Origin of the sequence: Sulfitobacter sp. F26204 (assembly GCF_026410305.1) — a bacterium.
Taxonomy (GTDB): Bacteria; Pseudomonadota; Alphaproteobacteria; order Rhodobacterales; family Rhodobacteraceae; genus Sulfitobacter.
In genome coordinates this window covers 251,256-276,665 of the sequence record NZ_JAPMLQ010000007.1, presented here as the reverse complement: position 1 = coordinate 276,665, position 25,410 = coordinate 251,256, and the positions used below count along the sequence as shown (strand labels likewise).

The window sequence follows — 25,410 nt, the reverse complement described above, 5'->3', positions numbered from 1 at the left end:
CGTCCTGCATGAAAGCCAGCCCCAGTGGCGCTTGCTAACCTGCATACCGTTGCGCGGTGAGCCCTTCCATCGAAATTTCGGGCGTCTTGCCCAGCACGACATCGGCAACCGCCCGGCCAGAACCGCAAGCCATTGTCCAACCCAAGGTTCCGTGTCCGGTGTTCAGGAAAAGATTGTCATAACGCGTCCCCCCCAGAACGGGTGTCCCGTCGGGTGTCATAGGGCGCAGACCGGTCCAGCCCTCAGCCTTGGAAATATCACCGCCCCTGGGAAACAGATCACCGATCACGTGTTTCACCGTATCGGTTGCATGCGGACCAAGGCGGTTGGAATAACCGGCGATCTCGGCCTGACCGGCGACACGGATGCGATCGCCCAAACGAGTGATCGCGACCTTATGGGTTTCATCCATGATCGTGGATTGGGGGGCAAAGGCATCTTCAGTCACAGGCAGTGTGACGGAATATCCCTTGACCGGATAAACCGGCAGTTTGATCCCGACAGGCCCCAGGGCGCTGGTCGCATAGCTGCCCATGGCACAGACATAGGCGTCACCGGTGATCCGGCCCGCGATTTCAGTATTGACGCCTGCGATCCTGTCCTTTTCAACGGCAATGGATTTGATCGACTGGCCGTATTGAAATTCCACCCCCAATTCGATGCACTTTTCGGTCAGTGCTATGGTGAACATCCGGCAATCCCCGGTGCGGTCCGCCGTCAGGCGCAGACCACCAACAAATTTTTCGCGCACCTCTGCCAGCGCCGGCTCAACCGCGATACAGGCATCGGGGTCCAGAACCTCATAGGGGCTGCCATATTCAGCAAGAATATCCTGATCGGCCTTGGATGCCTTCAATTGTTTCCTGGTTCGGAAAAGTTGCAATGTGCCCTGCTGTCGCCCGTCATATTCTATGCCCGTATCTGCAATCAGATCGGGCATGACATCGCGCGAATAGCTGGATACCCGGACCATCCGGCCCTTATTGATGCGATAGCTTTCTTCGTTACAGTTGCGCACCATCTGCAGGCACCATTTCCACATGGTCGGACTGATCAAAGGCCAGATGAACAGCGGGCGGCGTTTCATGAACATCCATTTGACGGCTTTCATCGGGATCCCGGGCGCGGCCCAGGGCGAGGTCATGCCGTAACTCAGTTGACCGGCATTGGCATAACTCGTCTCAAGTCCCGGACCGGACTGGCGGTCGATCACCACAACTTCTGCGCCTTGCTTGGCCAGATAATAGGCGGTGGTGACACCGATGACACCCGCCCCCATGACAACAACTTTCATTAAAAAAAAACCTTTCGCCCGCAGTCTCAGGTGTGGCTCATGCCCAGACCGCTGTTATGATGATCGCGAATGGGCACAATGCTGTCAGACCAGTGCCCATCGTTCCGTTTTGCGACAACCGCACCCTCTCAATGCTCCAAAGCCGGTTGCTCCACACTGATGATGGTCAACATGCGCCGTTGGTTTTCCCGTGTGTCCCAATAAAAGCTGGCCCCTTCAGCCAGTCCAAGTAGCGCGACACCGATGGGTGTCATGACCGACACGCGCAATTGGACTATATCGGCCTCTTCAGGATAAACCAGTGTAACCGATTTTTCTTGCCCCGTGCTTTCGTCCCGATAGGTCACGGTACTGCCCATGCTTACTACATTTTTCGGCATCTTTGCGGCTGCAACGATGCGTGCCCGTCCGATCTCATCAAACAGACGGTCCGCAAGAGCCGGCTGACGCTTCATCATACCATCAGCCAGACCTTCCAGATGGGCAAGGTCGTCCGCATTGATCACGATCTTGGGATTCCGTTTGGTTGTTTTTTTCAAGGTTTGAACGGAGGTCGTCATTTGGAAGTCTCCTTTGGGTTTGTCGTGGATTGTAGGTGTTGCCCGGTCTCAGACCGAACTTGCAACATCGATGACGCAAAGCCTGCCGATGGAGCCGTCTTCAAACAATAGCGGGGCGCGTTGTCCGGCCCGCATACCGATCAAGGTTGCACCCAGCAGCGATGCAACCGGGATAACGCCACTGGTCAAACCTGATCTGGCGCGATGGACAAGCAGACCCGTCTGAGGTTCCGCTGCATCAATCCTGTATGTGACGCAGGATCCGCCTACCACCAGATCGCTTTGATGTACGTCGTCAACCGGCCGGGTATTCATCAGTTTGTTCGCAAGCACATAGGCCAGCAGTCTTGAACTGGGACGCATGGCGCATTCGCAGTCTTCAAGGTGCTCTTGCAATTTTTGATGGTCCGCAGCGGGCAAAGTTAGCGGTGTATTCCGCAACACTCTGGACAGGGACCGGGTTGGGATGGATGGCTGATCGGATTGATTGAAATCGAACATTCGTTTCTCCTCGGGCGCATTACGCCGCTTTCACGTTTCAGATATGTGAGGAGACCCCGGGAGGTATGGTAGGCGCAGACGCGCCTAGACCGCCCGGGGAAACGGGCGGTTCAGCAGTAGAAATCGAAAATGATCTACATGTTCCATCATGCCCTCAAGTTAGGTACTGCAGTGCCACAGGTCAATCCTGACAGGTGAATTTCAGCGAACCGGCGCTTTCGTGACTTAAATGGCCCATTCAACGCAGGAGCGGTTTCAATCGCGCCCTTTTCGCCCCATTGCGTTGCAAGCGCAGGTTAAAAAGACCATATCTAAGACATGATGATGGTCCCCTATCATATGAGGGTTCTGCTTTTTGCAGGACAGACACTGAACCGCCGGTAAACCCGGGCGGGCGAGCATGTTTTGCCGCTTTGACCTCGGGATTTCACAGATCAAACTGATCTTTTGATAGACGCTGATTTTGCAGCCGCTGAAAGCGATCTGGAATAACTCACCTCTTCAACGGCCTCCACTGCAAAAACCTGACGTCAGGCTCCAGTAACCTTATAGTTGGAGGATGACATGCATCCTATTTTCACTCCACGAAACACAAATGCCCAGTGCGCAACACTTGAAAACCGGCCAGACAGGGGCCTGCGCCACCGGATCGGGCTGGCTTGCGAAAGCTGGAAACGCCGGCGCATGATCTCGGCCTTGCGGGCTGTGAATGATCATTGGCTCAAGGGCGTCGGGATCGAGCGGCACAACATAGAAGATCTGGTTGACGGAGTTGTGCAAACAGACCTTCCCATCCCCGCCGCATCAGGACCGGATGGTCATAACGAACGCTATTGGCAATCGGCGGTCTAACGGCCACGATGTCCTTTGCCTGCATCATTGGTAATAATTGGTGCAGGCGTTATTGTGCACTGACGCAATCGTATCGTGCCCCCTGGGAAACTCTGATGAACATCAAACACCACCTGCGCCACCTGTTCCTGCCTGCAATCGCTCTCTCTTCCGGCATTGGCCTTGCCTTGTATCAAGCCGAGTTGCCTGAATTCTTCTCAAACAGTAAAGATTTCTCGCTCTTGCTGACCGCGTCCATCTATCTCGCTGCTGCCTGGGTGGCGAGCCGCCTCGTGGCAATGGTCCTGGACCAGATAGCTGGCAACCGGCCTTATCCCCGATTATTAAAAGATCTCATTACCGCGTTTCTGTTCCTGGCCGCCTTTGTCGCGATCGGGTCTCTTTACATGGGCCAAGGTGCTTTTGGTGCGCTCGCGGGATCCACCATCATTCTCGCACTGATTGGCTTTGCTATTCGTAACGTGGTGGCAGATACGTTGTCAGGCATCGCACTCGCCGTCGAAGCGCCTTTCCGCATCGGTGACTGGATCGACATTGATACGCTGGCACAGGGCAAAGCGATTGAAATCGGCTGGCGCACGACACGGCTTCTGACTGTCGATGGCACCTACCTGATCCTGCCAAACAGCCAGATTTCACGCCAGCGGATTACAAATTTCTCCGCCCCCAAGAAAGATTTCCGCGCTCAGGTCAACATTACACTCGATCATGTATTATCAATCGGGAAAGCACGCGAAATCATGTCCGCCGCGCTGAAAGAAGGCAAGTTGATCCAACAAGATCCGGCTCCGGATATTCGTGTGCGATCCTATGAAGAAGGCGGAATCAGCTATACGGTGCGCTATTGGGTGCCACGTTTCGAACGCATGGTGGATTGCCGTGACGAAGTGTACAGTCTGATTGATGATGCGCTGCGACAGGCCGGCAGCGTTGCGCCCTACCGTCGGATACAATTGGTCAGTGCCGCCACTGATGATGGGAGTGCCGGTGCCAAGATACAGCTTGCCCAACCCGAAGCCGGATAAAAGGTGAAAGGTTGGTCTTACATCTTCGACCAACTTGCCTTCAAACAGGGAACCCAGTGACGTGACCCAGAAAACAATTCTCGCCGCGGTTGGACAGCTCCCTCTGGACATTGACGTTCTGGGGCGGGCCTTGGCCCTTGCAACAACATCGAAGGCAAGATTGACGGTCGTTCATGTTCTCGACCTGCCCGGGGAACTCGGTGAATTGGAAAATATCCAGACACTGCTGGGCCAGGCCGCTTATGCCGCGCGCGACAGGATCGCCCTGTCCTTGGCCGATCTGGGGGCAGCACCAAACGCGTATGACATTCTCATTCGTCTGGGATCACATGCGATTGCGCTGATCGACATTTGCCACGAAATCTCGCCTGATCTGATCGTCATGCGGGCCCATCAGCGGGGAAAGATCAAGGAACCACGCCTCGGTTCGACGACAGACCGTGTCATCGCAGCAGCCGGAACGCCGGTGCTGGTGGTGAAACAGGGATTCAGGAAACCCTGCGAGAAGGTGATCGTGGCAACCAATGGCACAGATCAGGCTTTGGAAGCCTCGGCATGCGTTTTCGCGCTTTTTCCCAAGGCCAGAACAAAACTGGTTCAGGTGGTGCAAATCCCCCCGCAACTCAAGGAAGCAATGTTGCGGGTTGGATCACGTCAGGACGATTTGAAAACGCTCCGTAAAAAGCTGGTCGCCGAGGCAAAAACCAGTCTACGGGCGACTGCAGCCAAAGTGGGACCACAACTGAAACCCAAGGTTTACAAAGGTGACCCAGCAAAAGTTCTGACGCGGCTATGTCATGTGAATAACGTAGATATGATCGTTCTTGGACAGGGGCATGCCAGCCTGGTGCGACGCGCCTTTATCGGAAGTGTCTCCAGGCGACTCTTGCGCGACGCGGTCTGTGATGTGCTCATCTGGTGTCCGAAAACGCCAACAAATACCTGAACCAGACCCAAGCGCCGAAGGTACCAGTCAAGCCGGTACAACATATGCAAAAGCAATGCCTTGGTGACGTTGGCCCAATGGCAGAAAGTAGGTCGCGGGACGGCCAAAGACGTTCAACATTCACATCGCACCCAGACGCGATCAGTCTTGCGCGGTTTTTCCGTCTGCGACAGTGGCGATTTTGCCCAATGATGCCCGAATTTTCACTTTGGCCTTCAGCGCGGCAAAACGGGTCGCGGTGCGGGTCTCAACCATATCAATCAAGGCATCTGCTGATCTGCGTCCCATTTTCTGATGCGGGACACGAACCGTTGTCAAAGGAGGCATAACGATCCGCGCCAGTTCAATATCATCGAAACCTGTGATCGACACGTCCTCTGGGATGTTCAAGTTCATTGCTTGGGCGCGCCCGATCGCCCCTACGGCCAAAACGTCATTGCCACACATCACCACCGTCGGCGGTGTTGCCGTTGCCATCAGTGAAGCAAAGGCCGCACCGCCGTTTTTGATGCTATAGGGTGTTTCCACAACGCTGAGGTTCTGCGGCGGAAGTCCTCTGTCCAGAAAGGTATCCCTGATGCCTTCGACCCGGCGCAGGGCGCGATCATTTCCTTTGGTGGTTGCTGAGATCACCCCGATCTGACGATGACCGTAATCCCACACCGTCTGGGCAAGCGCCCGCATGCAGGCGCGGTTATCAAAACCGATCGCCGGTTCTGGACGGTCACGCTCGTTCGCCCAGGCAATCAACGCAGGTACGTCCCGGGTCGCAAGGTAGTCATATATTGCTGGGTCGCGTTCGTAACCGATCAAAAGCAGACCATCAGCTCCACGCGCAATCAATGCGCGAATTTGTTCTTCTTCAAGTTCGGGTCGGTAGGAGGTGCTGGACACCAACAGGGTGTATCCCCGCTTGTGCAATTGTTCTTGAAAGGCCTGCAAACCACGGGCAAAGATCGCGTTGTTCATCGTCGGGATAATTGCACCAATGGTAGAGGTGCGCCGCGCCGCCATCGCACGAGCGCCAAAATTCGGCGTATAACCAAGGGTCTGCACCACAGTGAGCACGCGGTCACGAGTCGCCTTGACCACACGTTCCGGCGCGTTGAGACAACGTGATACAGTCGCCGTCGAAACCCCCGCCGCCAGTGCCACATCGTCAAGCGTTGGTATTGTGCGTTTTGCAGGCATGTCCAACCTTTGAACAATGTTCTTAGCCTATCCTTACCCTACCCTGTCGGATTTTGAAACAGATCAGCCAAGGGCCTGTGAAACATGACCTGCTGGCGGCAGCTTTGTTGAGTTGTAAGCGCTTGCATGGGGACATTTTAACATCTAGGACATGATCAAGATCGATGTGCCCAGCTGCGGCAAACCTGTCTCGAACAGGCGCGTTCAAGGGCGAAAATCACCGATAGGACTTGTGAAAATGGCCCGAGAATACCTCAAGAAAGCAAGCCGAACGGCCACATCAGAAGCATCCGAAACCCATGAAACGGTCAAACGCATTCTCGCAGAAATCGAAGCAGGCGGAGACGCCAAGGCATTGGAATATGCGCGCAAATTCGACCGTTACGAAGGTAACCTGATCCTTACCCACGAAGAAATAGAAGCCGCTTGCGCGAAGGTCCCGGACAAACTGAAACGCGATATTGAGTTCGCCCACAACAACGTCAAACGTTTTGCCGAAGCGCAAAAGACCACTGTATCCGATGTAGAGATCGAAATTGTGCCGGGCATGATTGCCGGACAAAGGGCCATCCCCATTGATGCCGCCGGCTGTTATGTTCCGGGGGGCAGATACAGCCATATAGCGAGTGCAATCATGACAGTGACGACGGCCAAGGTTGCAGGTTGTCATCACATCACGGCCTGCTCCCCCCCACGCTCAGACACCGGAGTAAGCCCCGCAATTGTATACGCCGCGCATATTTCCGGCGCGGACAAGATCATCGCCCTGGGCGGCGTCCAGGGCGTGGCGGCAATGACCTTTGGCTTGTTTGGTCTGCCAAAGGCGAACATTCTTGTCGGTCCGGGCAACCAGTTCGTTGCGGAAGCCAAACGTATTCTGTTTGGGCGCGTGGGCATTGACATGATCGCGGGGCCCACGGACAGTCTGGTGCTTGCTGACAAGACGGCTGATGCACATATCGTTGCCACAGATTTAGTCAGCCAGGCCGAACACGGGTATAATTCACCCGTCTGGCTGGTCACGGATGACCGGGAACTGGCCAAAAATGTCATGGAAATCGTCCCCAATCTGATCGACGCTCTGCCGGAAACCAACCGCGATAACGCCCTTGCAGCCTGGCGTGATTTTGCCGAAGTCATCGTCTGTAAAGACCGCGAAGACATGGCTTCCTGTTCAGACGCATATGCCCCCGAACACCTTACAGTGCAGGCGCAGGATATTGATTGGTGGCTGGAACGGCTCACCTGCTACGGGTCGCTTTTCCTGGGCGAAGAGACCACCGTCTCCTATGGAGACAAGGCAACAGGCACCAACCATGTGCTGCCGACATCTGGTGCGGCCAGCTATACAGGCGGTCTGTCGGTTCATAAATACATGAAGATCGTCACCTGGCAAAAGGCCACACGAGAAGGCTCGAAAGAGGTGGCCATAGCCACTGCTCGCATCTCGCGGCGTGAAGGGATGGAAGGGCACGCACGCGCGGCCGAAGTACGTTTGGCCAAATATTTCCCCAATGAAGAATTTGACCTTTACCCGGAGGACTGAGCCTCGGGTATCCAATCGATCGGCTCCATTGCCCCTTCGGTCACATGGCGCGGTCGACCCGCCTGCCCGCTGTGAACAAAAGACACAAGCGCGGTTGCGCCCTCGTGTCTGTTTTACCGCCTGAAAATGCCCGTACCTGACCCACAGGCTCTATGACCTTGCAAAAAATCAACTTTTTTTGCGCTGACATCTATACCTTACGGAAATTTCGCGATACTGCACTGGCAACCTTTGACGGACGGCCGGGCAATCCGGACAGGATTCCGACACCGACCGCTGTCCAACTGCGTAGAATTCTTTGTCGAATTACCGACAGGCTACTTTGCGCAAACTGGAAGTATACTGACCCCATGGTCCTTGTCGCACACAGTTTCTAACCCTGTTCAAGCACCCATCAAGAAAGGCATCCTTTAATGAACATCGACAAAAAGATCGTAGACGATCTTGTCGCAAATGACGTCTCCTTTGTGACCACCGTGCCCTGCAAGCAGCTCGCCGGTGTCATTGATGAAGTCGAAAAGCGTGACGAAATTTTCCACATCCCCTCCAACAAGGAAGACGAGGGCATGGGACTATGTGCCGGGGCCTACATGGGGGGCAAACGCCCAATGATCATCATGCAGAACACCGCTCTCGGTGTCACGCTGAACACACTGGCTACCTTGACACAGTTCTATCGGATGCCGCTGCCGATGTTGATCAGCTATCGTGGCGAGCTGCGAGAGCCTGTTGCCTGCCAGGTCGAAATGGCTGTGCATACCAAGGCGCTGCTCGCCCAGTTGAACATTCCGACCTACCACTTCCATTGGCAAAAGGATGTCGAGGAATTCGACAACATCCTCAAATACACCTTCATGTGCAACAAACCTGTGGCGATCTTGACCGACGCCAACTTCTGGGGAGGCTATGGCGACCAATGATCCGTTCTGAAATTCTGCGCGAAATCGCGCCCATCATCCGCGATCACCTTGTTGTTTGCAACATCGGCCTGCCCAGCCAAGAGTTGCATATGATCGACGATCAGCCGACCAATTTCTATATGCTTGGCACCATGGGGCTGTCATCCTCCATCGGATTTGGTCTGGCACTGGCACAGGACAAGGCAGTCATTTCCATCGACGGCGACGGCTCTGTTCTGACCAACCTTGGCACATTGCCAACCATCGCGAACAACCCGACAGGCAATTACACACTGTTGATCATTGACAACGGTTCCTACGGGTCAACCGGCGATCAACCGACCTACGCAGGCAAGAAAACCTCTTTGACCGCTGTCGCCAAGGCTTGTGGCTGTGAAAACGTGATCGAGGTGCAGGACAAGGACCTGGGACCGGTATTGCAAGAGGCCATCGACAGCGATGAGATGACAATCATCGTGTGCAAATGTGACAGTGGCAATATCAAACTGCCCGTTATCACCCTGGATCCCGTCGTGATCCGCCATCGCTTTATGGAAGCTGTAAAAGCCTGATCAACATCAGGCCGGGGCTGTGCGCATGTCGTGCAGCCCTTGTTGCATTCCCCGACTGCGGGCGGACACAGAATACACCCCGTATCTTCAGCCAAAAATGTTGATTTTATCCGGTTTCTCGCCTGAATAGCCCGTCGAGATACCGGCACAACAAATTGTTTTATTTAAATATCTAGAGGCATCGGGAACGGGCTGGCCAAGTATTTTCAGACTGGAGACTCAGCGCAGTGCGCAGACGGACTGTCGCATTCCTCTCTCAGGTCTGGTGCTGTGTCTTGATATATTCCATCACATCTGACCTTACCGACATTTCACCACGTGCTCTTGCCCTGTTTATCACGTCGCGCACCTCATCCAGATTGCACCGTCGCAGTAAACTTTTGACCGGGCCAATCGACGCGGGACGCATCGACAGACACCTGAATCCCATGGCGGCGAGACACAGTGCCTCGACGGGCCTTCCCGCATCCTCGCCACAGAATGACAGATCAGTGTTGGTTCGGTTGCAGCGTTCGACAATCCCCTCGAGAAAGGTCAGAAAGCTGACATTCAAAGTATCATAGCGACGGCGCACACGTTCGTTTTCGCGATCCGCGGCAAAGAAGAATTGTTTGAGGTCGTTGCCACCCACTGACAGGAATTTAACGTCCTCAAAGAACTTTTCGGGGGCGAAGGCCAGACTGGGTGTTTCCAGCATTGCACCGACCTCCAGCGCCGAAGGCAGCACATGACCCAGCTTTTCTTCTCGGGCCATCGCCTTGTCGACTTCCTTTTGGGCCGCGCGGAACTCTTCAAACTGAGCAACAAAGGGGAACATCACGGTCAAGGGTCGGCCATTTGCGCCGCGGATCAGCGCCTGCAATTGCATCCGCATCACGCCGGGCTTGTCCAGACCGACGCGGATCGCACGCCACCCCAACGCCGGGTTCGGCTCTTCGTTGGGCTTCATATAGGGCAGCACCTTGTCCGATCCGATATCGAGCGTGCGAAAGACCACCCTCTTGTCCCCTGCCGCGTCCAGAACCCGTGCATAAAGTGCCGACAGTTCCGATCTTTTTGGCATCTTGTTGCGCACCAAAAACTGCAGTTCAGTACGAAACAGACCCACACCTTCCGCGCCCGAACTGCGTAGGGAAGGCAAATCTGCCATCAATCCTGCATTCATATGCAGCGCAATCACCTGTCCGCATTTAGCCTGGGCTGGTTTGTCGACGATGGCACTATAGCGTTCCTGCGCCGCCGCCTGCATCGCAATCTTGTCACGGAAGGCATTGGCCACCATATCGTCAGGGCGCAGATGCACGATCCCCTGTTCGCCGTCCACCATGATGTGATCACCATTCAGCGCATCATTGGTGATCCGGCCCGCATGTACCAGCAACGGGATCGCCAGCGCCCGCGCTACGATCGCCGCATGAGAGCCAACCGAACCATTCTCAAGCACTATACCACGAAGGCTCCGGCCATATTCCAGCAGTTCCGCCGGCCCGATGTTACGTGCCACAAGGATCGGATCCGCAGGCATTTCAGCACCGGTATCGGCACCCTGGCCTGTCAGAATTCGCAGCAAGCGGTTGGACAGATCGTCCAGATCGCTTAGCCGTTCACGCAAATAGGCATCGGTCGACTGAGTCATCCTTGCACGGGCCAGTGACTGTTCCTTTTCCACCGCCGCTTCTGCCGACAGGCCATTTTCGATGTCTTCGAGCATGCGCCGCATCCAACCTTTGGAATTGGCAAACATTCGATAGGTCTCAAGGACCTGTTGTTGATCCTTGTCTCCATTCGCAGCCATGGTCAGCATTTGATCCACGCTCATGCGCAGGGCATCAACGGCTTCGGTCAGGCGCTCTGTCTCACGCACCGGATCGTCGGCAATCGGGTTTGTCACCACAACGCGTGGTTCATGCAGCCAGACATGGCCTTCGGCGACACCCTCCTGCGCCACGATACCACGCAACAATACTGATTGAGTATGACGGGCCGACATTGCTGCACCTTCGCCGACAAAGACGCCCAACTCGGTCATCTCTGCCAACACCATGGCCACAACCTCAAGCCCATAGACCTCATCTGCCGAAAACTCGCGGGCGATTTTGGATTGCACGACCAACACACCCAAGGTTTCGCCCAGACGCTGAACCGGCAGGCCCAGAAAACTGGAATATATCTCTTCACCGGTTTCAGGCATAAAGCGAAAGCCCAGGGCCTGAGGGGCGTCCGGCGTGTTGATCACACGACGAAATTTGGCAACCCGGCCGACCAGTCCCTCGCCCAATTTCATGCGGGTTTCATGCACCGCTTCGGCGTTCAGGCCTTCGGTGGCACATAGCTCCAGCGTATCTTCGTCGCGAAACAAATAGATTGAACACACTTCGCATTGCATCGAGGTTGCAATCAGGTGGGTGATCTTGTCCAAACGTTCCTGACCGGCCGCCGCGCCTGCCATCGCGTCACGCAGCCTGCCCAAGAGCTTGCGGCTCTCTGTCTCTTTACGCTCGGCCATCTCGCCGCATCCCCCTGCAAATCAATCACATCTTACACCACAGGTGGCGAAAAAGCGAAATGGCCGAATGCAGCTATGGGGCAGTTGTTGGCCGTTTCTTTTGACCAGGATACCCAAGACGGGTTCGGAGTGCCCAAGAATTAAGCGCAAGTGCATCATGGTGCGCCGCCACCTGTTTTTGATTTTAGCTTGCCGTTAAGGAACCAGAACGCTGCCTGCGGTTTAGGACAGGTCTTGCGCCCAGGTGCATTTGCCACCCGCACTGCCTGCCTGCCCCTGCCCTTTATGTGCTTTTCAGCGCTTCAGGCAGCCTTATCCAGTTCAAAGGCATCATGCAGGGCCTGAACCGCCAGCTCCATATACTTGCGATTGATCAGCACAGAAATCTTGATTTCCGAGGTGGTGATAACCTGAATGTTGATGCCTTCGTTGGACAGCACCTGAAACATCTTGGCGGCCACGCCTGTATGGCTGCGCATGCCGATACCGACAACGGATACTTTGGCAACATCTGTATCTGCGAGCAGATCGGAGTAATTGATCACTTCACTGGATTTTGCATCATCCATGGCTTGTTTCGCACGCGCGACCTGATCGACCGGGCAGGACCAGGTCATGTCGGTACGCCCTTCTTCCGATATGTTTTGCACGATCATATCGACATTGACCCCTGCATCCGACAGTGCGGTAAAGATCAGGGCCGCAATACCGGGGCGATCGGCGACCGATACAAGTGTCATCTTGGCCTCTTCGCGGCTGAAAGCCACTCCGGCGACTACATTGCTTTCCATGATTTCCTCCTCATCACAAACGAGCGTACCAGCATCGTCTGTTTGTTCCTCAAAACTTGACAACACCCGCAGCTTGACCTTGTACCGCATCGCCAGTTCCACCGAACGGGTTTGCAGGACCTTGGCCCCAAGTGATGCCAGTTCCAACATTTCTTCAAACGAGATCTTGTCGAGTTTGCGGGCCTTCGCTTCGACTCGTGGATCAGTGGTGTATACACCATCAACATCCGTATAAATATCACAGCGTTCAGCCTCAAAGGCCGCTGCAAAGGCAACTGCCGTTGTATCCGATCCGCCGCGCCCTAGTGTCGTGATCCGCCCTTCGGGGCTTACTCCCTGAAAGCCCGCTACAATCGCGACCTTCATACCCTGGGCAAACTTTGCATTGATGTTGTCGGTCGGGATTTCCTCGATCCGCGCTGCTGAATGTGCGCTTGTGGTTTTGACAGGCACCTGCCAACCCTGCCAGGATCGTGCAGGTACATCCATTTCCTGCAAGGTCAGCGCCATCAGGCCCGCTGTCACATTCTCGCCCGAAGAAACGATCGCATCGTATTCACGCGCATCGTACATCGGGGATGTCTCGTTCACCCAGCCTACCAGCTCATTGGTTTTGCCCGACATCGCCGAGACAATGACAATTACCTCATAGCCCTTGGCCACTTCAACGCCCACGCGTTTGGCTGCGCGGCGGATACGATCCAGGGTGGCCACCGAAGTGCCACCAAATTTCATCACAAGTACAGGCATTGTCCCTCGCCTCAAACAGTCTCGCGCCATGTACGCGAGCCATCTGCCACGTGCAAGCCGACATAGTTTTCTGGTCTTATTTCCTGTCGCATTCTGGGCTGTGCAACACGAGAGGCTTCAATGAAGCAATTGAAGTGAACAGGACATTTGTTCAAAAATCATGTGCACGGCCATCCCATGTTTCGAAACATCCCGATGTCTCAAGGTTCAAGGCTTCAAATCGTGCGGCCAAGCCTTCAACCGCCTGATCAACAGTAATATCAGCACCATCACCACCCATGTCGGTTTGAACCCAACCGGGGTGATATATCCCGACTGCAATCCCATCCTGCTTCAGGTCGGATGCCAAATTGCGTCCCAGATTCAAAACCGCGGCTTTGGAAGCCCTGTAAATATAGCTGCCCCCGGGGGCGTGAGTATCCGACGCCATCTGCGAAGAGATGATGGCGATTTTCGCGGACTTCGCCTGTTTCAGATGCGGCAGAAGGGCCTGAATGCTCAGGAAAACACCGGTAACATTGGTTGCAAAGCTTTGCGCCCAGAGATCAACACCGTATCCGGTTTCCAGATCATTGCCCTTGTCCAGATAGACACCTGCATTGCAGACCAGCAAGTCAATCGGATGCCCTTCCAGTGTTTCTGCCATTTCGTTCTGGCTGGCAGGACGGGTCACATCCAGTTGCAGCTGCGACGCAACAGAGCGGCCCGTTCCGACAACTTCGTGCCCGAGATCGCGATAATGCGCGGCCAGCCCGGCACCGATGCCGCGGCTTGCTCCGGTGATCACAATGTTCATGCGCTATCCTCTTTGGCTCAGGTCAGTTTCTGTTTGGGCCGGAAAGGCAGCGGCATCAACGGCACCCCTTCGTCGAGCAATGCTTTGGCCTGGTCCAGGCGTGCCTCACCGTAAATCGAGCGCTGGGGTTTTTCGCCGGCATGCATTGCGCGCGCTTCTTTGACAAAACTGTCACCCACGTAATCCGAGGTTTCCTCGACTTTCTTGCGCATTGCCGCAATAGCCTGCTCTGATTCTCCGGCAGGTTCACTCAACACAGGCACCTGTGGCGTCTCATGTTCTTCTGATCCACGCACACGGGGGGCCATAAGCGCCTTTGTCACCTGACTGCTGCCACAAACAGCACAGGAAAGATGCCCGGATTTTTCCAGGGCATCATAGGCATCCGCCGATTTGAACCAGCTTGTCGTGTTGTGGTTCGCTTCACATTTCAAGGTGTATTGGATCATTCGGTCCTACCTGTCTCATCCTTCAACGTGGGGGGCAATCAAGGTCAGGTCAAGATCGCTTGCGGCTGCGGGGAGGATCAAACTTCAGAATCAGTTGTGCCAAATCCTCCTCTGCCACCATCTTGGCCGCTTTCTTGCGCGACACCCAGCGACGACGGCGCTGGCCGCTTTCCGGAAACTTTTTGGCCAGTGATTTGACCAGCAAGGGGAAGACCATTACCAGACAGGGCAATTCATCCCCTTCCCCTCTATTCTTACCATATGTGTAAACCCCCAACGCCGTTTCATCGGGCTTGCCACGTACACCGGCCTCTTCCCAGGCTTCCGTCGCGGCCGATACCGCGGGAGTTTTCCCTTCCATTGGCCAGCCTTTGGGCACGATCCATCGCTTGGAGCGGCGCGAGGTGATCACCAGGATCTGTACCTTGTCCCGACGGATGCGATAACACAGTGCCCCAAACTGGGTGCGCAGTTCGCCCTTGCGTGCGCCAAGAAGTGAAAGCGGGAGTTGCTTGACCATGAATTGCCTGTGGGGTCGCTTTTTGCCAACATGCCGCGCCACAGCCCATACCGCAAGCATCACCTGTTCCATTGCGCTTGTAGGGTGGCGACGCATGACGGATAATACAACAAATGACACGTATCGCCTTCTTTCTGATCACCGTTCTCGGTTTCCTTGTTCCAACTGCGGGAAAAGCCGAACAGATTACCATTTTCGCTGCGGCCAGCCTGCGTGGCGCATTGCAGGAAATCGGTGATGCTTCCGGTCACAACATCAGCCACTCTTTCGGCGGGTCCGGTACAATGGCGCGCCAGGTCGCGGCCGGAGCACCGGCGGATGTTGTGATCTTGGCGAACAAGGCATGGATGGACTGGCTGACGGCACAAGAAATCACTGGCCTGTCCTCACCGACAAAAGTGGCCGCCAACAGGCTGGTCCTGATCGGGCCGAAGGGCGCCGCGCCATTGGCAGCCCCCTCTGAGATACCGACCCGCCTGGGCACAGGACGGCTGGCAATGGGACAACGCGACGCTGTCCCCGCGGGGACATATACGCGCCAATGGCTCGTTACGGCGGGCCTTTGGGGACTTTTGCAACGATCCCTGGCCGAAACGGACAATGTCCGCGCCGCCCTTGCTTTGGTTGCGCGGGGCGATGTGGCTTTGGGTGTCGTCTATGCCACGGATGCCCGGGCCGAACCAATGGTCGATATTGTTTTTCATGTACCTCCCGAAACCCATGCGCCCATTGGGTATTTCGCCGCCAGTCTTACACCTGCCGGTGCAGTATATCTTAGCGAACTGAATGCGCCGGCTGCACAGGCCATTTTCGGCAAACACGGCTTTGGCCAGGTGGTGCAATGATCCCCGATACCGCAGCATGGGAGGCTTTGCGCCTTTCGCTTTGGGTCTCTGTCTGGGCGACGGTTCTGGCCGTGCCGCTTGCGCTGTGGGTTGCATGGTTACTGGCACGGCATGATTTCTGGGGAAAATCGTTGTTAAGCGCGCTGGTCCATTTGCCGCTGGTGCTACCCCCGGTTGTCACGGGGTATCTGCTGTTGGGTGCATTCGGACGCAACGCCCCCTTGGGCCGTGCTCTTGACAGTCTTGGCCTTGGCTTGGCCTTTCATTGGTCGGGGGCCGTGCTTGCCGCTGTCATCATGGGCTTTCCCTTGATGGTGCGGGCGATGCGTCTTGCCATCGAAGCAGTCGATCCAAAACTGGAAGAAGCTGCCGCTACTTTGGGTGCGCCTGGCTGGTCCGTCTTTGGCCGCGTCACCCTGCCACTGATTGCGCCAGGTATTCTGGCCGGTGCCGTGATGGGGTTTGCAAAGGCCATGGGTGAATTCGGCGCGACGATCACATTTGTCGCAAACATTCCAGGTCAGACCCAGACCCTGCCCAGCGCGATATGGACCGCCTTGCAAATTCCAGGTGGAGAGCATCAGGCGTCGATCATGGTGATATTGGCCTGTGTGGTGGCAATCAGTGCGGTTGTCATCTCTGAAACCCTTGCCAGGCGCGTTGCGGCAAGGATCGCAGATCAATGACCCTCGAAGTGGCAATCGTTCATCAATTGGCGGGCTTTTCCCTGAATGTCACATTTCAGGCCAAGGCCGGAATCACAGCCATTTTCGGACGTTCCGGTTCGGGTAAAACAACGGTCATCAATGCCATTGCAGGCTTGCTGCGACCTGATGCAGGCCGGATCACCCTGGATGGTGACATCCTGGTCGACAGTACAACCTTTGTTCCGCCATCTGCACGGAATTTGGGATATGTTTTTCAGGACGCCAGACTTTTCCCTCATCTCACGGTCCACGACAATCTGAATTTTGGCACCCGTTATGCGCCTGTGAATGCCAGCGGACCAAAGTTCGACGATGTGGTTGATCTGCTTGGCCTTGAGGCCCTGCTTGATCGTCGTCCTGCGAAACTATCGGGGGGCGAAAAACAGCGCGTGGCGCTTGGCCGCGCGCTTTTGAGCAAACCGCGTATGTTGTTGATGGATGAACCATTGGCCAGTCTGGATGACCCGCGCAAGCAGGATATTCTTCCCTATCTTGAACGCCTGCGTGACGGCCCGCTACAGCTTCCGATCCTCTACGTCAGCCATGCGGTGGATGAGGTTGCGCGGCTGGCCGATACGCTGGTTTTACTCAGGGACGGCAGCGTGGCGCGTGCCGGACCGATCAGAGAGGTGATGTCCGATCCCGCTGCCGTTCCCTTGTTGGGGGTGCGCGAAGCGGGAGCCGTAATTGAAGCGACGATCATGCATCATGCTGCTGACGGGCTCACCTGTCTCAGGATCGATGTGGGCGAATTGCATTTGCCCGGGGTAGAGGCCGATGTCGGGGCAAAGGTGCGCCTGCGCGTCCTGGCGCAAGATGTGATGTTGTCACTGAATACGCCACAGGGACTGTCTGCGCTTAATGTGCTTCCGGTCGTTGTCGACAGAATTCAACGGGGCGATGGCCCTGGTGCCGCCGTCAGCTTGCGCGCCGGCAAGGATCTTCTGCTTGCCCGTATCACGGCGCGGGCTGTCGCTGAACTGGGCCTCGTCATCGGTATGCCCTGTTTTGCGGTGATCAAGGCCACCAGCGTCGCACCGGTGAGCATCGGCCGCTAGCTCCGGCCTTTCGGCAAGGCCATTCTGGCTTCGAGGCGGGCCAATAATTCTCCGTGCGCTACATCTGCATCAATCGCAAGTTTTCGCAGCCCGAAATGCACATGGGCGACATCCTCGTAATAGCTGGTATAGGCATAGTTTGTCGCTGCACCAGCAACGGCGCCCAATACTGGTACCGCCTGAGCGGCGAGTTTCTGGCCCAATACAATTGCCAGCTTGGGCGCGATTTTCGCGATCACTGCCTGCATTGCCTTGCCTGACAAGGCGATCCGCGCCGACAGAAAACCCAGATCAGCGCCGTCATCGCCGGCCAATGGTCCTGCCGCGGCAAAAACCTGTACACAATCAAATTGAACGTTTTCCGAGGCCGTATCAAACCCGTGTTCCGCCGCAACACCCTGAATCACGCGCAAAAGCAGTGTCGTGGTGACCGGCAATTCAGCAAGGGCGGTGGGCAAGCCGCCGGCCCCCCCTGCGGCCCCCATCGCGGTTGTCACAGTCTGATTAAGCCAGCTTGCCTGATCAGGCACCATGAACCGGCTTGAATGCGCTGCTTTCATCGCTTGTTTCAGCGCAGCAGTTGTCGCTGCTTCCAGATTTCGGCGAATGGGTGCAGGCAGGCGTTCAACAAGATTGTCTGCCGATCCGCCAATGATGTTCAATACATTGATGCCCAGACCGCCAGCCGCCTTGTATCGGCGTGCCAGTTTGTCGATTTCGGCATCTACATCTATCGGTACCGGCACTATCGTATCTATCTGCATGAAGGCTCCCTCTTGGACATATGTGGGTGGCAGGAAAGGGAATTTCAATCCGTCCAGCGTTCGACATCCCCTTTTACCTTGTCCCATGCCCCCTCAACGAGCGCACGACCCAACACCCGCTCCGGATTTGTCGGAGGTGGCATGACGACCCCCTGCAACAGACGAAAACCGAAACGGCCGTAATAGGGCGCATCGCCCACCAACATTACCCGATTCCACCCGAGAGGCGCGGCCTGGCGCAGGCTTTCTTCGATCAACATACGACCCAACCCTTCGCCCTGCCGTGTCGGGTGCACTGCAACCGGTCCCAACAACAACGCGCTGGCCTCGCCGATGCGCACCGGCCAATAGCGGATTGCCCCGCCTAAAATACCTTGAGAGTCCCGTGCCACGTGGCTCAGCCCTGCAACAGAATCCACTCCGTCACGCAATCGATAGGACGACAGGGCCTTGCGCCCCGGCGCAAAACAGGTGTCATAAAGTGCCTCAACTTCCCAATAGTCTGCCTTGGTTTCCGGGATCAACTGGTACACGTGCGACTGGCTTTCTGGTTTGCAGTGGCGTCCGCCCTATCATGGCGTTACCCATGGGTGCAAACCCACAAAGGAATTGCAAATGTTTTACCGCCCCGAAGACGGCCACGGTCTGCCACACAACCCGTTCAACGCCCTTGTTTCGCCGCGCCCTATCGGCTGGATTTCGACACGCGCAAAGAATGGTCGTGACAATCTGGCACCCTATTCCTTCTTTAATGCGGTCGCCTATGTACCGCCTCAGGTGATGTTTGCCTCTACCGGGGTCAAAGACGATGTCGACGGAACCAAGGATTCGGTAGCAAATATCCGTGAAACCGGCGTTTTCTGCGTCAATATTGCGGAATATGCCGCGCGGGAAGCAGTGAACCTGACCTCAGCGACCCTGCCCCATGATACAGATGAATTCGCCCATGCCGGCATCGACAAGCTGGACTGCGAGACAATTGAATGCGCCCGTATCGACGGCGCTCCGGCGGCACTTGAATGTCGGATGACACAGATCGTCGAGATTGAAGGCGACGCCAATTTCGTGGTCTTCGGTGAAGTGATCGGCGTCCATATGCGTGATGATTGCATGGTAAATGGGCGGTTCGATGTGACGCAATTTCAACCGCTGTCACGATTGGGCTATCGCGATTATTCCGTAGTGCGCGAAGTGTTCGAGATTATTCGCCCCGATGACTGAGGAATGTGACAGCGGTGGCCACGAATACGGGGCCGCCCATCACTGAAATGATTTCTTATTCCCCATAACCCTCCGTCGATCCGAAAACCGCAAAGGTCGGATGCCAGTTCAGCCTGATACCCCCTAATGCCCGCCCAGAACCCCGGTGCGCACGGAATAATCCACTGCCAGCTCGTAATCGGGGTCATCGTCACTATCAACAACCAGGTGGCCCGCCTTTGTCAGGAGCGTATGGCAATCGCGGGTCAAGTGACGCAGTTTGACGTTTTTGCCGATAGTCTCATATTTCAGGGCAATCGCTTCGATTGCCTGAAGGGCAGACTGATCCACCACGCGGCTGTCGGCGAAATCGATAATCACCCGCTCGGGGTCATCTTCGACCGTAAACAACTCGGTAAAGCCGTCCGAGGAACCAAAGAAAAGCGGGCCGTGAATTTCATAGACTTTCGCACCTTCTTCGGTGGCGGATTGCCGTGTCGTTGCATGGATACGCCTTGCGTTGTTCCAGGCATAGGCGAGCGCAGAAACGATCACACCGACAACCACGGCCACAGCAAGATCCTTGTACACGGTCACAACGGTCACCAGCAGGATCACAAAGGCATCGGTCAGCGGGACCTTGCGCAGGATGGTAAGCGAATTCCAGGCGAAGGTTCCGATCACGACCATGAACATTACCCCGACCAAGGCAGCTAACGGGATTTGTTCGATCAAAGGAGACCCGACCAGAATGAAGAGCAGCAGGAACACTGCCGCCGCAATACCCGCAACCCGCGTGCGACCTCCTGATTTTACGTTGATCATTGACTGACCGATCATCGCGCAACCACCCATGCCCCCAAAAAAGCCCGTGACGGTGTTGGCCACACCTTGCGCCACACATTCCTGCGAGGCACCACCACGTGTGTTGGTCATATCACCCACAAGGTTCAGCGTCAGCAGCGATTCAATCAGGCCAATTGCCGCGAGGATCACAGCGTAGGGCAGGATAATATAGAATGTTTCCAGCGTGAAAGGTGCCAGCGCCGTACCATAAAGCCCCAGACCATCGCCAAAAGGGACATGGAGCATGGGCAAACCGCCCTGGATCGAGGCCAGATCGCCCACACGCGGCACTTCCATGCCGGTAAAAATCACCACGGCAGCAACGATCCCGATACCGGCAAGAGGCGCAGGAATAAACTTGGTAATGCGCGGCATGACCCAGATGATTGCCATTGTGGCCGCCACCAGTGTCAGCATCAGATAAAGCGGCGTGCCGGAAAGCCATTCACCGCCCGACATTCCGTGGCCTGTGTCCACCATGGTACCCGGCACCTTGAACTGACTCATCTGAGCAAGGAAAATTACGATGGCAAGCCCGTTCACAAAGCCCAGCATCACAGGGTGCGGCACCAACCGGATAAATTTGCCCCATTGCATGACACCTGCAAAAACCTGAAGCAAGCCCATGAGGATCACCGTGGCAAACAGATATTCGACACCGTGTTGCGCCACAAGAGCGACCATCACAACAGCCAAAGCGCCGGTAGCCCCAGAGATCATACCAGGCCGCCCGCCGATCAATGCCGTGATCAAACCGACAAGAAACGCCGCATAAAGACCGACCAACGGATGCACGCCAGCCACAAAGGCAAAAGCAACCGCTTCGGGCACCAGCGCCAGGGCCACCGTGAGACCTGACAGCAGTTCGATCCGCAAACGTCCAGCCGAAAAGCCGTCTTCTGGCATCCACCGAAGATCTGTGACCTCAAGGTTCTTGGTGAAACTGTGAAAAATGGAACGCGCCATGGCTGGCATCCTGTCTTGGTTGGAGTGTGTGCTTGATTGGCTGGGATGCCTGCGCGTCCCCTATCAGGCAAGTGTTAAGATGAAAAGACGCAGGCAAGCCTTATTCCTTTCGCCCGGATGCACCACCAACGAGCGCCCAAGGTTCAGGTTGAACCTGGCGCGTACCTTGTCATCAATACAGGCGAGAGTTGACGCCTGGCACTGTGGTGTCTGTCACAAGGGATTGATGGTTTAGGGGCTTTCCATGACGCGGGGTGCGAGGCAGACTGGAGAAGCCCATTATCAACCGACAACGGGCATTGCGCACATTACACGAGGGTTTCATGACATCGACAAAAATTGCAGTGATCGGCGGCTCGGGCATCTATGACATTGACGGCCTGGAAGGGGCTGAATGGGTCACGGTCGAAACCCCATGGGGAGCACCCTCAGATGCGATCCTGACGGGAACGCTGGAGGGTATCGGCATGGCATTTCTGCCACGGCACGGACGCGGTCACGTCCATAGCCCAACAACTGTGCCCTACCGCGCCAATATCGATGCATTGAAACGGTTGGGCTGTAGCGATGTGATCAGCGTGTCAGCCTGCGGTTCTTTTCGTGAGGCCATGGCACCGGGCGACTTTGTCATTGTGGATCAATTCATCGACCGCACCTTTGCCCGTGAAAAGTCTTTTTTTGGCAGCGGCTGCGTTGCGCATGTAAGCGTCGCCCATCCAACCTGTCCACGCCTTGGCGATGCCTGTGAAACCGCAGCAAGAGAAGCAGGCATTACCGTGCATCGGGGTGGCACCTATCTGGCCATGGAGGGTCCGCAGTTCTCGACTCTGGCGGAAAGCAAGATGTACCGCGAAAGCTGGGGGGCGGATGTGATCGGCATGACCAACATGCCCGAAGCGAAACTCGCCCGTGAAGCCGAACTTTGTTATGCCTCTGTCGCAATGATCACAGATTATGACAGTTGGCATCCCGACCATGGGGAGGTCGACGTGACCGCGATCATTGCCACGCTCATGGGCAATGCCGACAAGGGGCGAAACCTTGTGAGGCGTCTGCCTCGCTTGCTTGGGCAGACCCGTGGCCCCTGCGCGCAGGGATGTGACCGCGCATTGGAACATGCGATCCTGACGCAGCCCGCTGCACGTGATGCAACCCTGATGAAGAAACTCGACGCGGTGGCCGGGCGGGTGCTGTAAATGCTTGTGCTCAGTCTCTCTGCCTGTTTTTGCTAACCGGACGATAACAGGAGACTCCGCGTGCCTCTCGACCTTTGGCTGACCTTTGTTGCTGCGACGGCTGCGATGATGCTGATTCCCGGCCCGACCGTCTTGCTTGTTCTCAGCTATGCGTTGAGCAAGGGACGCTCGGTTGCCGTGGCTTCTGCCGCCGGTGTCGCCTTGGGGGATCTGATCGCGATGACTGCATCACTTGCCGGTCTTGGCGCATTGGTGCTGACCTCTGCGGCCCTGTTCGCGGCCCTGAAATGGATCGGTGCCGCCTATCTGGTTTGGCTGGGCGTCAAACTCATCCGTTCTGCCCCATCCAGAGGTCTGGCGGTGCCGCGTGCTGAAGTCAGCGCACGCCATGTCTTTGGTCATGCGACGATGGTAACGGCACTCAATCCCAAATCCATTGCCTTTTTTATTGCCTTCGTGCCGCAATTTATCCGCCTCGACGCGCCGCTGGCACCACAGTTTTCCATCCTTATCATAACTTTCGTTACCATGGGCGGGTTGAACGCCTTGCTCTACGCCCTGCTGGCCGACCGCTTGCGCAGCATCATTGCAAGACCTCAAATCATTACCTGGATCACTCGCGCCGGTGGCACCGCGTTGATCACCATGGGCATCCTCACTGCCACCTTGCGCCGGAGCACGACATGAAGAAGATCGAAGACTATATCCGCACCATTGTCGATTTTCCCCATGAGGGAATTTTGTTTCGCGATGTGACAACCCTGTTTGCGGATCCCCGCGGGTTTCGCATGGCGATTGACCAAATGCTGCATCCCTATGCAGGGCTGGAGATCGACAAGGTTGTCGGCCTTGAAGCACGTGGTTTTATTCTGGGCGGGGCCATTGCGCACCAGCTCAGCGTCGGCTTTGTGCCCATTCGTAAAAAAGGCAAGCTGCCAGGCAAGGTAATCAGCCAGGATTATACGCTTGAATATGGTGAGGCGATTGTCGAAATCCATGACGATGCCATTCAAGCCGGTGAGAAAATTCTGGTGGTTGACGATCTGCTTGCAACCGGCGGCACCGCAGAGGCGGGCATCAAATTGATTGAGCGGCTGGGTGGTGAGATCGTCTCGACCTCATTTATCATTGATCTGCCTGAATTGGGCGGGCGCAAGAAATTGGAAGCGTTGGGTATGGAAGTGAACGCGCTTTGTACCTTTGACGGTGCTTAATCGCGCAGCACTGCACCGGGATTCATGATGCCCTTGGGGTCCAACGCCTGTTTGATCGCGCGCATTGCCGACTGCTTTGCAGGATCGCCGTAGCGTTCCAGATCATCTATCTTCAGCCGTCCAATCCCGTGTTCGGCAGAGATGGAACCGCCCATTTCATGCACCAGATCATGCACTCCCTTTTTGATCTCAGGATACTGATGCATGTGCTCGGAACGGGATTTTTGCGGCAACGGAAAGACGTTATAGTGCAAATTGCCATCCCCCACATGGCCGAAGCAATTGATGCGGAAATCGTCGATACGTCCAATCACCTCTCCCGCCTTGCGGATAAAATCAGGCAGTGCACCGAGCGGCACAGATATGTCATGGCTTGATATTGACCCCACCAGCCGGTTCGCTTCTGGGATCATCTCACGGATTTGCCAGAAATCCCGCGATTGTTGGGCGTTCTGCGCGATAAGCCCATCCACGACCAACCTCGCGTCATGTGCCCCAGCAAACAACCTCTCAAGCGCGGCTTCGGGGTCCAGATCTCCGCTCAGGCCAAGTTCAATCAACACTGACCATTCCGGCGTTTTTTCAAAGGGCTGGCGAATCGTGGGCAGTTTTTCCGCCAGGAAATCAAGGCCCTGACGGTGAATGAGTTCAAAGGCGCTGATCATTTCGCCCAGTTGGGATTTGGCCATCGTCAACAGCGCAAGCGCCGCATGCGGGCTTTCCACCACAAGCAGTGCAGTGCCCGACCGTGCGGGTTTTGGCATCAGTTTGAGCGACGCAGCCGTGATCACGCCTAGCGTTCCTTCCGCACCGATCAACAGATGACGCAGATCATAACCGGTGTTGTTCTTGCGCAGGCGCGATAAACCGTGCCAGGTTTGACCATCGGGTAGAACCGCCTCAAGCCCCAGACACAGATCCCGCGCATTGCCATATCGCAACACGCCGGTCCCTCCCGCATTTGTCGACAGATTGCCACCGATCCGCGCAGAGCCTTCGGCAGCGAGAGACAAGGGGAACAACCGTTCGTTTTCGTCCGCTGCCGACTGTACGTCGGCCAGGATCACTCCTGCTTCGGCGACCAGAACGTTCTCATCCGGATAGACCGCGCGTAATCTGTTCATCCGTTCCAACGACAGAATCAGCGGCGCCGGCCCCTGAGGCAGAACCTGTCCACCCACCAATCCGGTACCACCACCATATGGCACAACGCCAACCATCGCATCGCCCGCATGGCGCACCAGTGTCGCCACCTCTTGCACATTACGGGGCAGGGCCAATACCGCGTCCTCGCGTGAAAAGAGCCCGCGCGGCTCTTCCATATAGCGCTGTTCAATCGGGCGAAAAACCTCTTCAGGCAGATCGGCAGCAAGGCGGGCCTGAAAGGCGGGGTCAGCGGGGTTTAACTTCATGGGT

The 25,410-nt window shown here is 56.0% G+C and carries 26 protein-coding genes; 13 read left to right on the top strand and 13 right to left on the bottom strand.

Annotation, left to right across the window (positions count from 1 at the left end):
* Positions 1-34: 34 nt before the first annotated feature.
* The 3 genes from OS190_RS16640 to OS190_RS16630 all read right to left on the bottom strand — a co-directional run bounded on the left by OS190_RS16640 (position 35) and on the right by OS190_RS16630 (position 2,355).
* Entirely contained in the window at positions 35-1,294 is a 1,260-nt protein-coding gene (locus OS190_RS16640; protein ID WP_267159847.1) for a D-amino acid dehydrogenase, read from the bottom strand.
* A 128-nt stretch (positions 1,295-1,422) separates the two neighbouring features.
* On the bottom strand, positions 1,423-1,854 hold the full coding sequence (rnk, locus tag OS190_RS16635) for a nucleoside diphosphate kinase regulator (RefSeq protein WP_267159846.1): 432 nt from the start codon (positions 1,852-1,854) through the stop codon (positions 1,423-1,425).
* A 48-nt stretch (positions 1,855-1,902) separates the two neighbouring features.
* Complete coding sequence (locus tag OS190_RS16630; RefSeq protein ID WP_267159845.1) at positions 1,903-2,355, bottom strand: GreA/GreB family elongation factor; 453 nt, start codon at positions 2,353-2,355, stop codon at positions 1,903-1,905.
* A gap of 564 nt (positions 2,356-2,919) precedes the next feature.
* On the opposite strand from OS190_RS16630, the gene OS190_RS16625 reads away from it, so the two are divergent.
* The 3 genes from OS190_RS16625 (at position 2,920) to OS190_RS16615 (ending at position 5,178) form a co-directional block, all read left to right on the top strand.
* On the top strand, positions 2,920-3,207 hold the full coding sequence (locus OS190_RS16625; RefSeq protein WP_267159844.1) for a hypothetical protein: 288 nt from the start codon (positions 2,920-2,922) through the stop codon (positions 3,205-3,207).
* Between the two features lie 95 nt (positions 3,208-3,302).
* Positions 3,303-4,232 carry a mechanosensitive ion channel family protein gene (locus tag OS190_RS16620; RefSeq protein ID WP_267159843.1) on the top strand — a complete coding sequence of 310 codons (930 nt, stop codon included), beginning with the start codon at positions 3,303-3,305 and terminating at the stop codon, positions 4,230-4,232.
* Between the two features lie 61 nt (positions 4,233-4,293).
* Entirely contained in the window at positions 4,294-5,178 is an 885-nt protein-coding gene (locus OS190_RS16615) for a universal stress protein (RefSeq protein ID WP_267159842.1), read from the top strand.
* Positions 5,179-5,319: 141 nt separating this feature from the next.
* Here the strand turns inward: OS190_RS16615 and OS190_RS16610 are convergent, their stop codons facing one another.
* Entirely contained in the window at positions 5,320-6,369 is a 1,050-nt protein-coding gene (locus OS190_RS16610; RefSeq protein ID WP_267159841.1) for a LacI family DNA-binding transcriptional regulator, read from the bottom strand.
* A 238-nt stretch (positions 6,370-6,607) separates the two neighbouring features.
* Between OS190_RS16610 and hisD the strand changes: the two genes are divergently transcribed.
* The 3 genes from hisD to comE all read left to right on the top strand — a co-directional run bounded on the left by hisD (position 6,608) and on the right by comE (position 9,386).
* Entirely contained in the window at positions 6,608-7,915 is a 1,308-nt protein-coding gene (gene hisD / locus OS190_RS16605) for a histidinol dehydrogenase (protein WP_267159840.1), read from the top strand.
* A gap of 413 nt (positions 7,916-8,328) precedes the next feature.
* Positions 8,329-8,835, top strand: a complete 507-nt coding sequence (gene comD / locus OS190_RS16600; RefSeq protein ID WP_267159839.1) for a sulfopyruvate decarboxylase subunit alpha — start codon at positions 8,329-8,331, stop codon at positions 8,833-8,835.
* Entirely contained in the window at positions 8,832-9,386 is a 555-nt protein-coding gene (comE, locus tag OS190_RS16595) for a sulfopyruvate decarboxylase subunit beta (RefSeq protein WP_267159838.1), read from the top strand. The genes comD and comE overlap by 4 nt, the downstream gene beginning before the upstream one ends.
* Before the next feature lie 256 nt (positions 9,387-9,642).
* Here comE and ptsP read toward each other — a convergent pair whose 3' ends face one another.
* From ptsP to OS190_RS16570, 5 genes are all read right to left on the bottom strand, one after another.
* Positions 9,643-11,892 (bottom strand): phosphoenolpyruvate--protein phosphotransferase, encoded by a 2,250-nt coding sequence (gene ptsP, locus OS190_RS16590; protein WP_267159837.1) that lies wholly within the window; start codon positions 11,890-11,892, stop codon positions 9,643-9,645.
* A 302-nt stretch (positions 11,893-12,194) separates the two neighbouring features.
* Entirely contained in the window at positions 12,195-13,433 is a 1,239-nt protein-coding gene (locus OS190_RS16585; RefSeq protein WP_267159836.1) for an aspartate kinase, read from the bottom strand.
* A 151-nt stretch (positions 13,434-13,584) separates the two neighbouring features.
* Entirely contained in the window at positions 13,585-14,229 is a 645-nt protein-coding gene (locus tag OS190_RS16580; RefSeq protein ID WP_267159835.1) for an SDR family oxidoreductase, read from the bottom strand.
* A 17-nt stretch (positions 14,230-14,246) separates the two neighbouring features.
* Positions 14,247-14,678: a DUF1178 family protein gene (locus OS190_RS16575; protein WP_267159834.1), complete on the bottom strand. Its 432-nt coding sequence runs from the start codon at positions 14,676-14,678 to the stop codon at positions 14,247-14,249.
* A gap of 49 nt (positions 14,679-14,727) precedes the next feature.
* Positions 14,728-15,258 (bottom strand): NUDIX hydrolase, encoded by a 531-nt coding sequence (locus OS190_RS16570; RefSeq protein WP_323370732.1) that lies wholly within the window; start codon positions 15,256-15,258, stop codon positions 14,728-14,730.
* Positions 15,259-15,311: 53 nt separating this feature from the next.
* On the opposite strand from OS190_RS16570, the gene modA reads away from it, so the two are divergent.
* From modA to modC, 3 genes are read left to right on the top strand one after another with little or no spacing between them, the layout of a single operon-like run.
* On the top strand, positions 15,312-16,043 hold the full coding sequence (gene modA / locus OS190_RS16565) for a molybdate ABC transporter substrate-binding protein (RefSeq protein WP_267159833.1): 732 nt from the start codon (positions 15,312-15,314) through the stop codon (positions 16,041-16,043).
* Entirely contained in the window at positions 16,040-16,729 is a 690-nt protein-coding gene (gene modB, locus OS190_RS16560) for a molybdate ABC transporter permease subunit (protein WP_267159832.1), read from the top strand. Before modA ends, modB begins: the two co-directional genes overlap by 4 nt.
* Positions 16,726-17,808, top strand: a complete 1,083-nt coding sequence (gene modC / locus OS190_RS16555; protein ID WP_267159831.1) for a molybdenum ABC transporter ATP-binding protein — start codon at positions 16,726-16,728, stop codon at positions 17,806-17,808. Before modB ends, modC begins: the two co-directional genes overlap by 4 nt.
* On the opposite strand, the gene OS190_RS16550 is transcribed toward modC, so the two are convergent.
* On the bottom strand, positions 17,805-18,572 hold the full coding sequence (locus tag OS190_RS16550) for an EcsC family protein (protein WP_267159830.1): 768 nt from the start codon (positions 18,570-18,572) through the stop codon (positions 17,805-17,807). The genes modC and OS190_RS16550 overlap by 4 nt on opposite strands.
* Positions 18,573-18,616: 44 nt before the next feature.
* Entirely contained in the window at positions 18,617-19,105 is a 489-nt protein-coding gene (locus tag OS190_RS16545) for a GNAT family N-acetyltransferase (protein WP_267159829.1), read from the bottom strand.
* 82 nt (positions 19,106-19,187) lie between these two features.
* Here OS190_RS16545 and OS190_RS16540 point away from each other — a divergent pair, with 82 nt between their 5' ends.
* Positions 19,188-19,793 carry a flavin reductase family protein gene (locus OS190_RS16540; RefSeq protein WP_267159828.1) on the top strand — a complete coding sequence of 202 codons (606 nt, stop codon included), beginning with the start codon at positions 19,188-19,190 and terminating at the stop codon, positions 19,791-19,793.
* Positions 19,794-19,916: 123 nt separating this feature from the next.
* Here the strand turns inward: OS190_RS16540 and OS190_RS16535 are convergent, their stop codons facing one another.
* A complete protein-coding gene (locus OS190_RS16535; RefSeq protein WP_267159827.1) occupies positions 19,917-21,584 on the bottom strand; it encodes a SulP family inorganic anion transporter in 1,668 nt (555 codons plus the stop codon).
* A gap of 323 nt (positions 21,585-21,907) precedes the next feature.
* On the opposite strand from OS190_RS16535, the gene OS190_RS16530 reads away from it, so the two are divergent.
* Genes OS190_RS16530 through OS190_RS16520 form a run of 3 tightly spaced genes read left to right on the top strand, consistent with a single transcriptional unit; the run spans position 21,908 to position 23,994 of the window.
* Positions 21,908-22,780 (top strand): S-methyl-5'-thioadenosine phosphorylase, encoded by an 873-nt coding sequence (locus tag OS190_RS16530; protein WP_267159826.1) that lies wholly within the window; start codon positions 21,908-21,910, stop codon positions 22,778-22,780.
* Between the two features lie 60 nt (positions 22,781-22,840).
* The gene (locus tag OS190_RS16525; protein ID WP_267159825.1) at positions 22,841-23,467 is read left to right on the top strand and encodes a LysE family translocator; all 627 of its coding nucleotides are present in this window, start codon (positions 22,841-22,843) and stop codon (positions 23,465-23,467) included.
* On the top strand, positions 23,464-23,994 hold the full coding sequence (locus OS190_RS16520; RefSeq protein ID WP_267159824.1) for an adenine phosphoribosyltransferase: 531 nt from the start codon (positions 23,464-23,466) through the stop codon (positions 23,992-23,994). Before OS190_RS16525 ends, OS190_RS16520 begins: the two co-directional genes overlap by 4 nt.
* On the opposite strand, the gene OS190_RS16515 is transcribed toward OS190_RS16520, so the two are convergent.
* Entirely contained in the window at positions 23,991-25,406 is a 1,416-nt protein-coding gene (locus tag OS190_RS16515) for an FAD-binding oxidoreductase (RefSeq protein ID WP_267159823.1), read from the bottom strand. The genes OS190_RS16520 and OS190_RS16515 overlap by 4 nt on opposite strands.
* Positions 25,407-25,410: the final 4 nt, after the last annotated feature.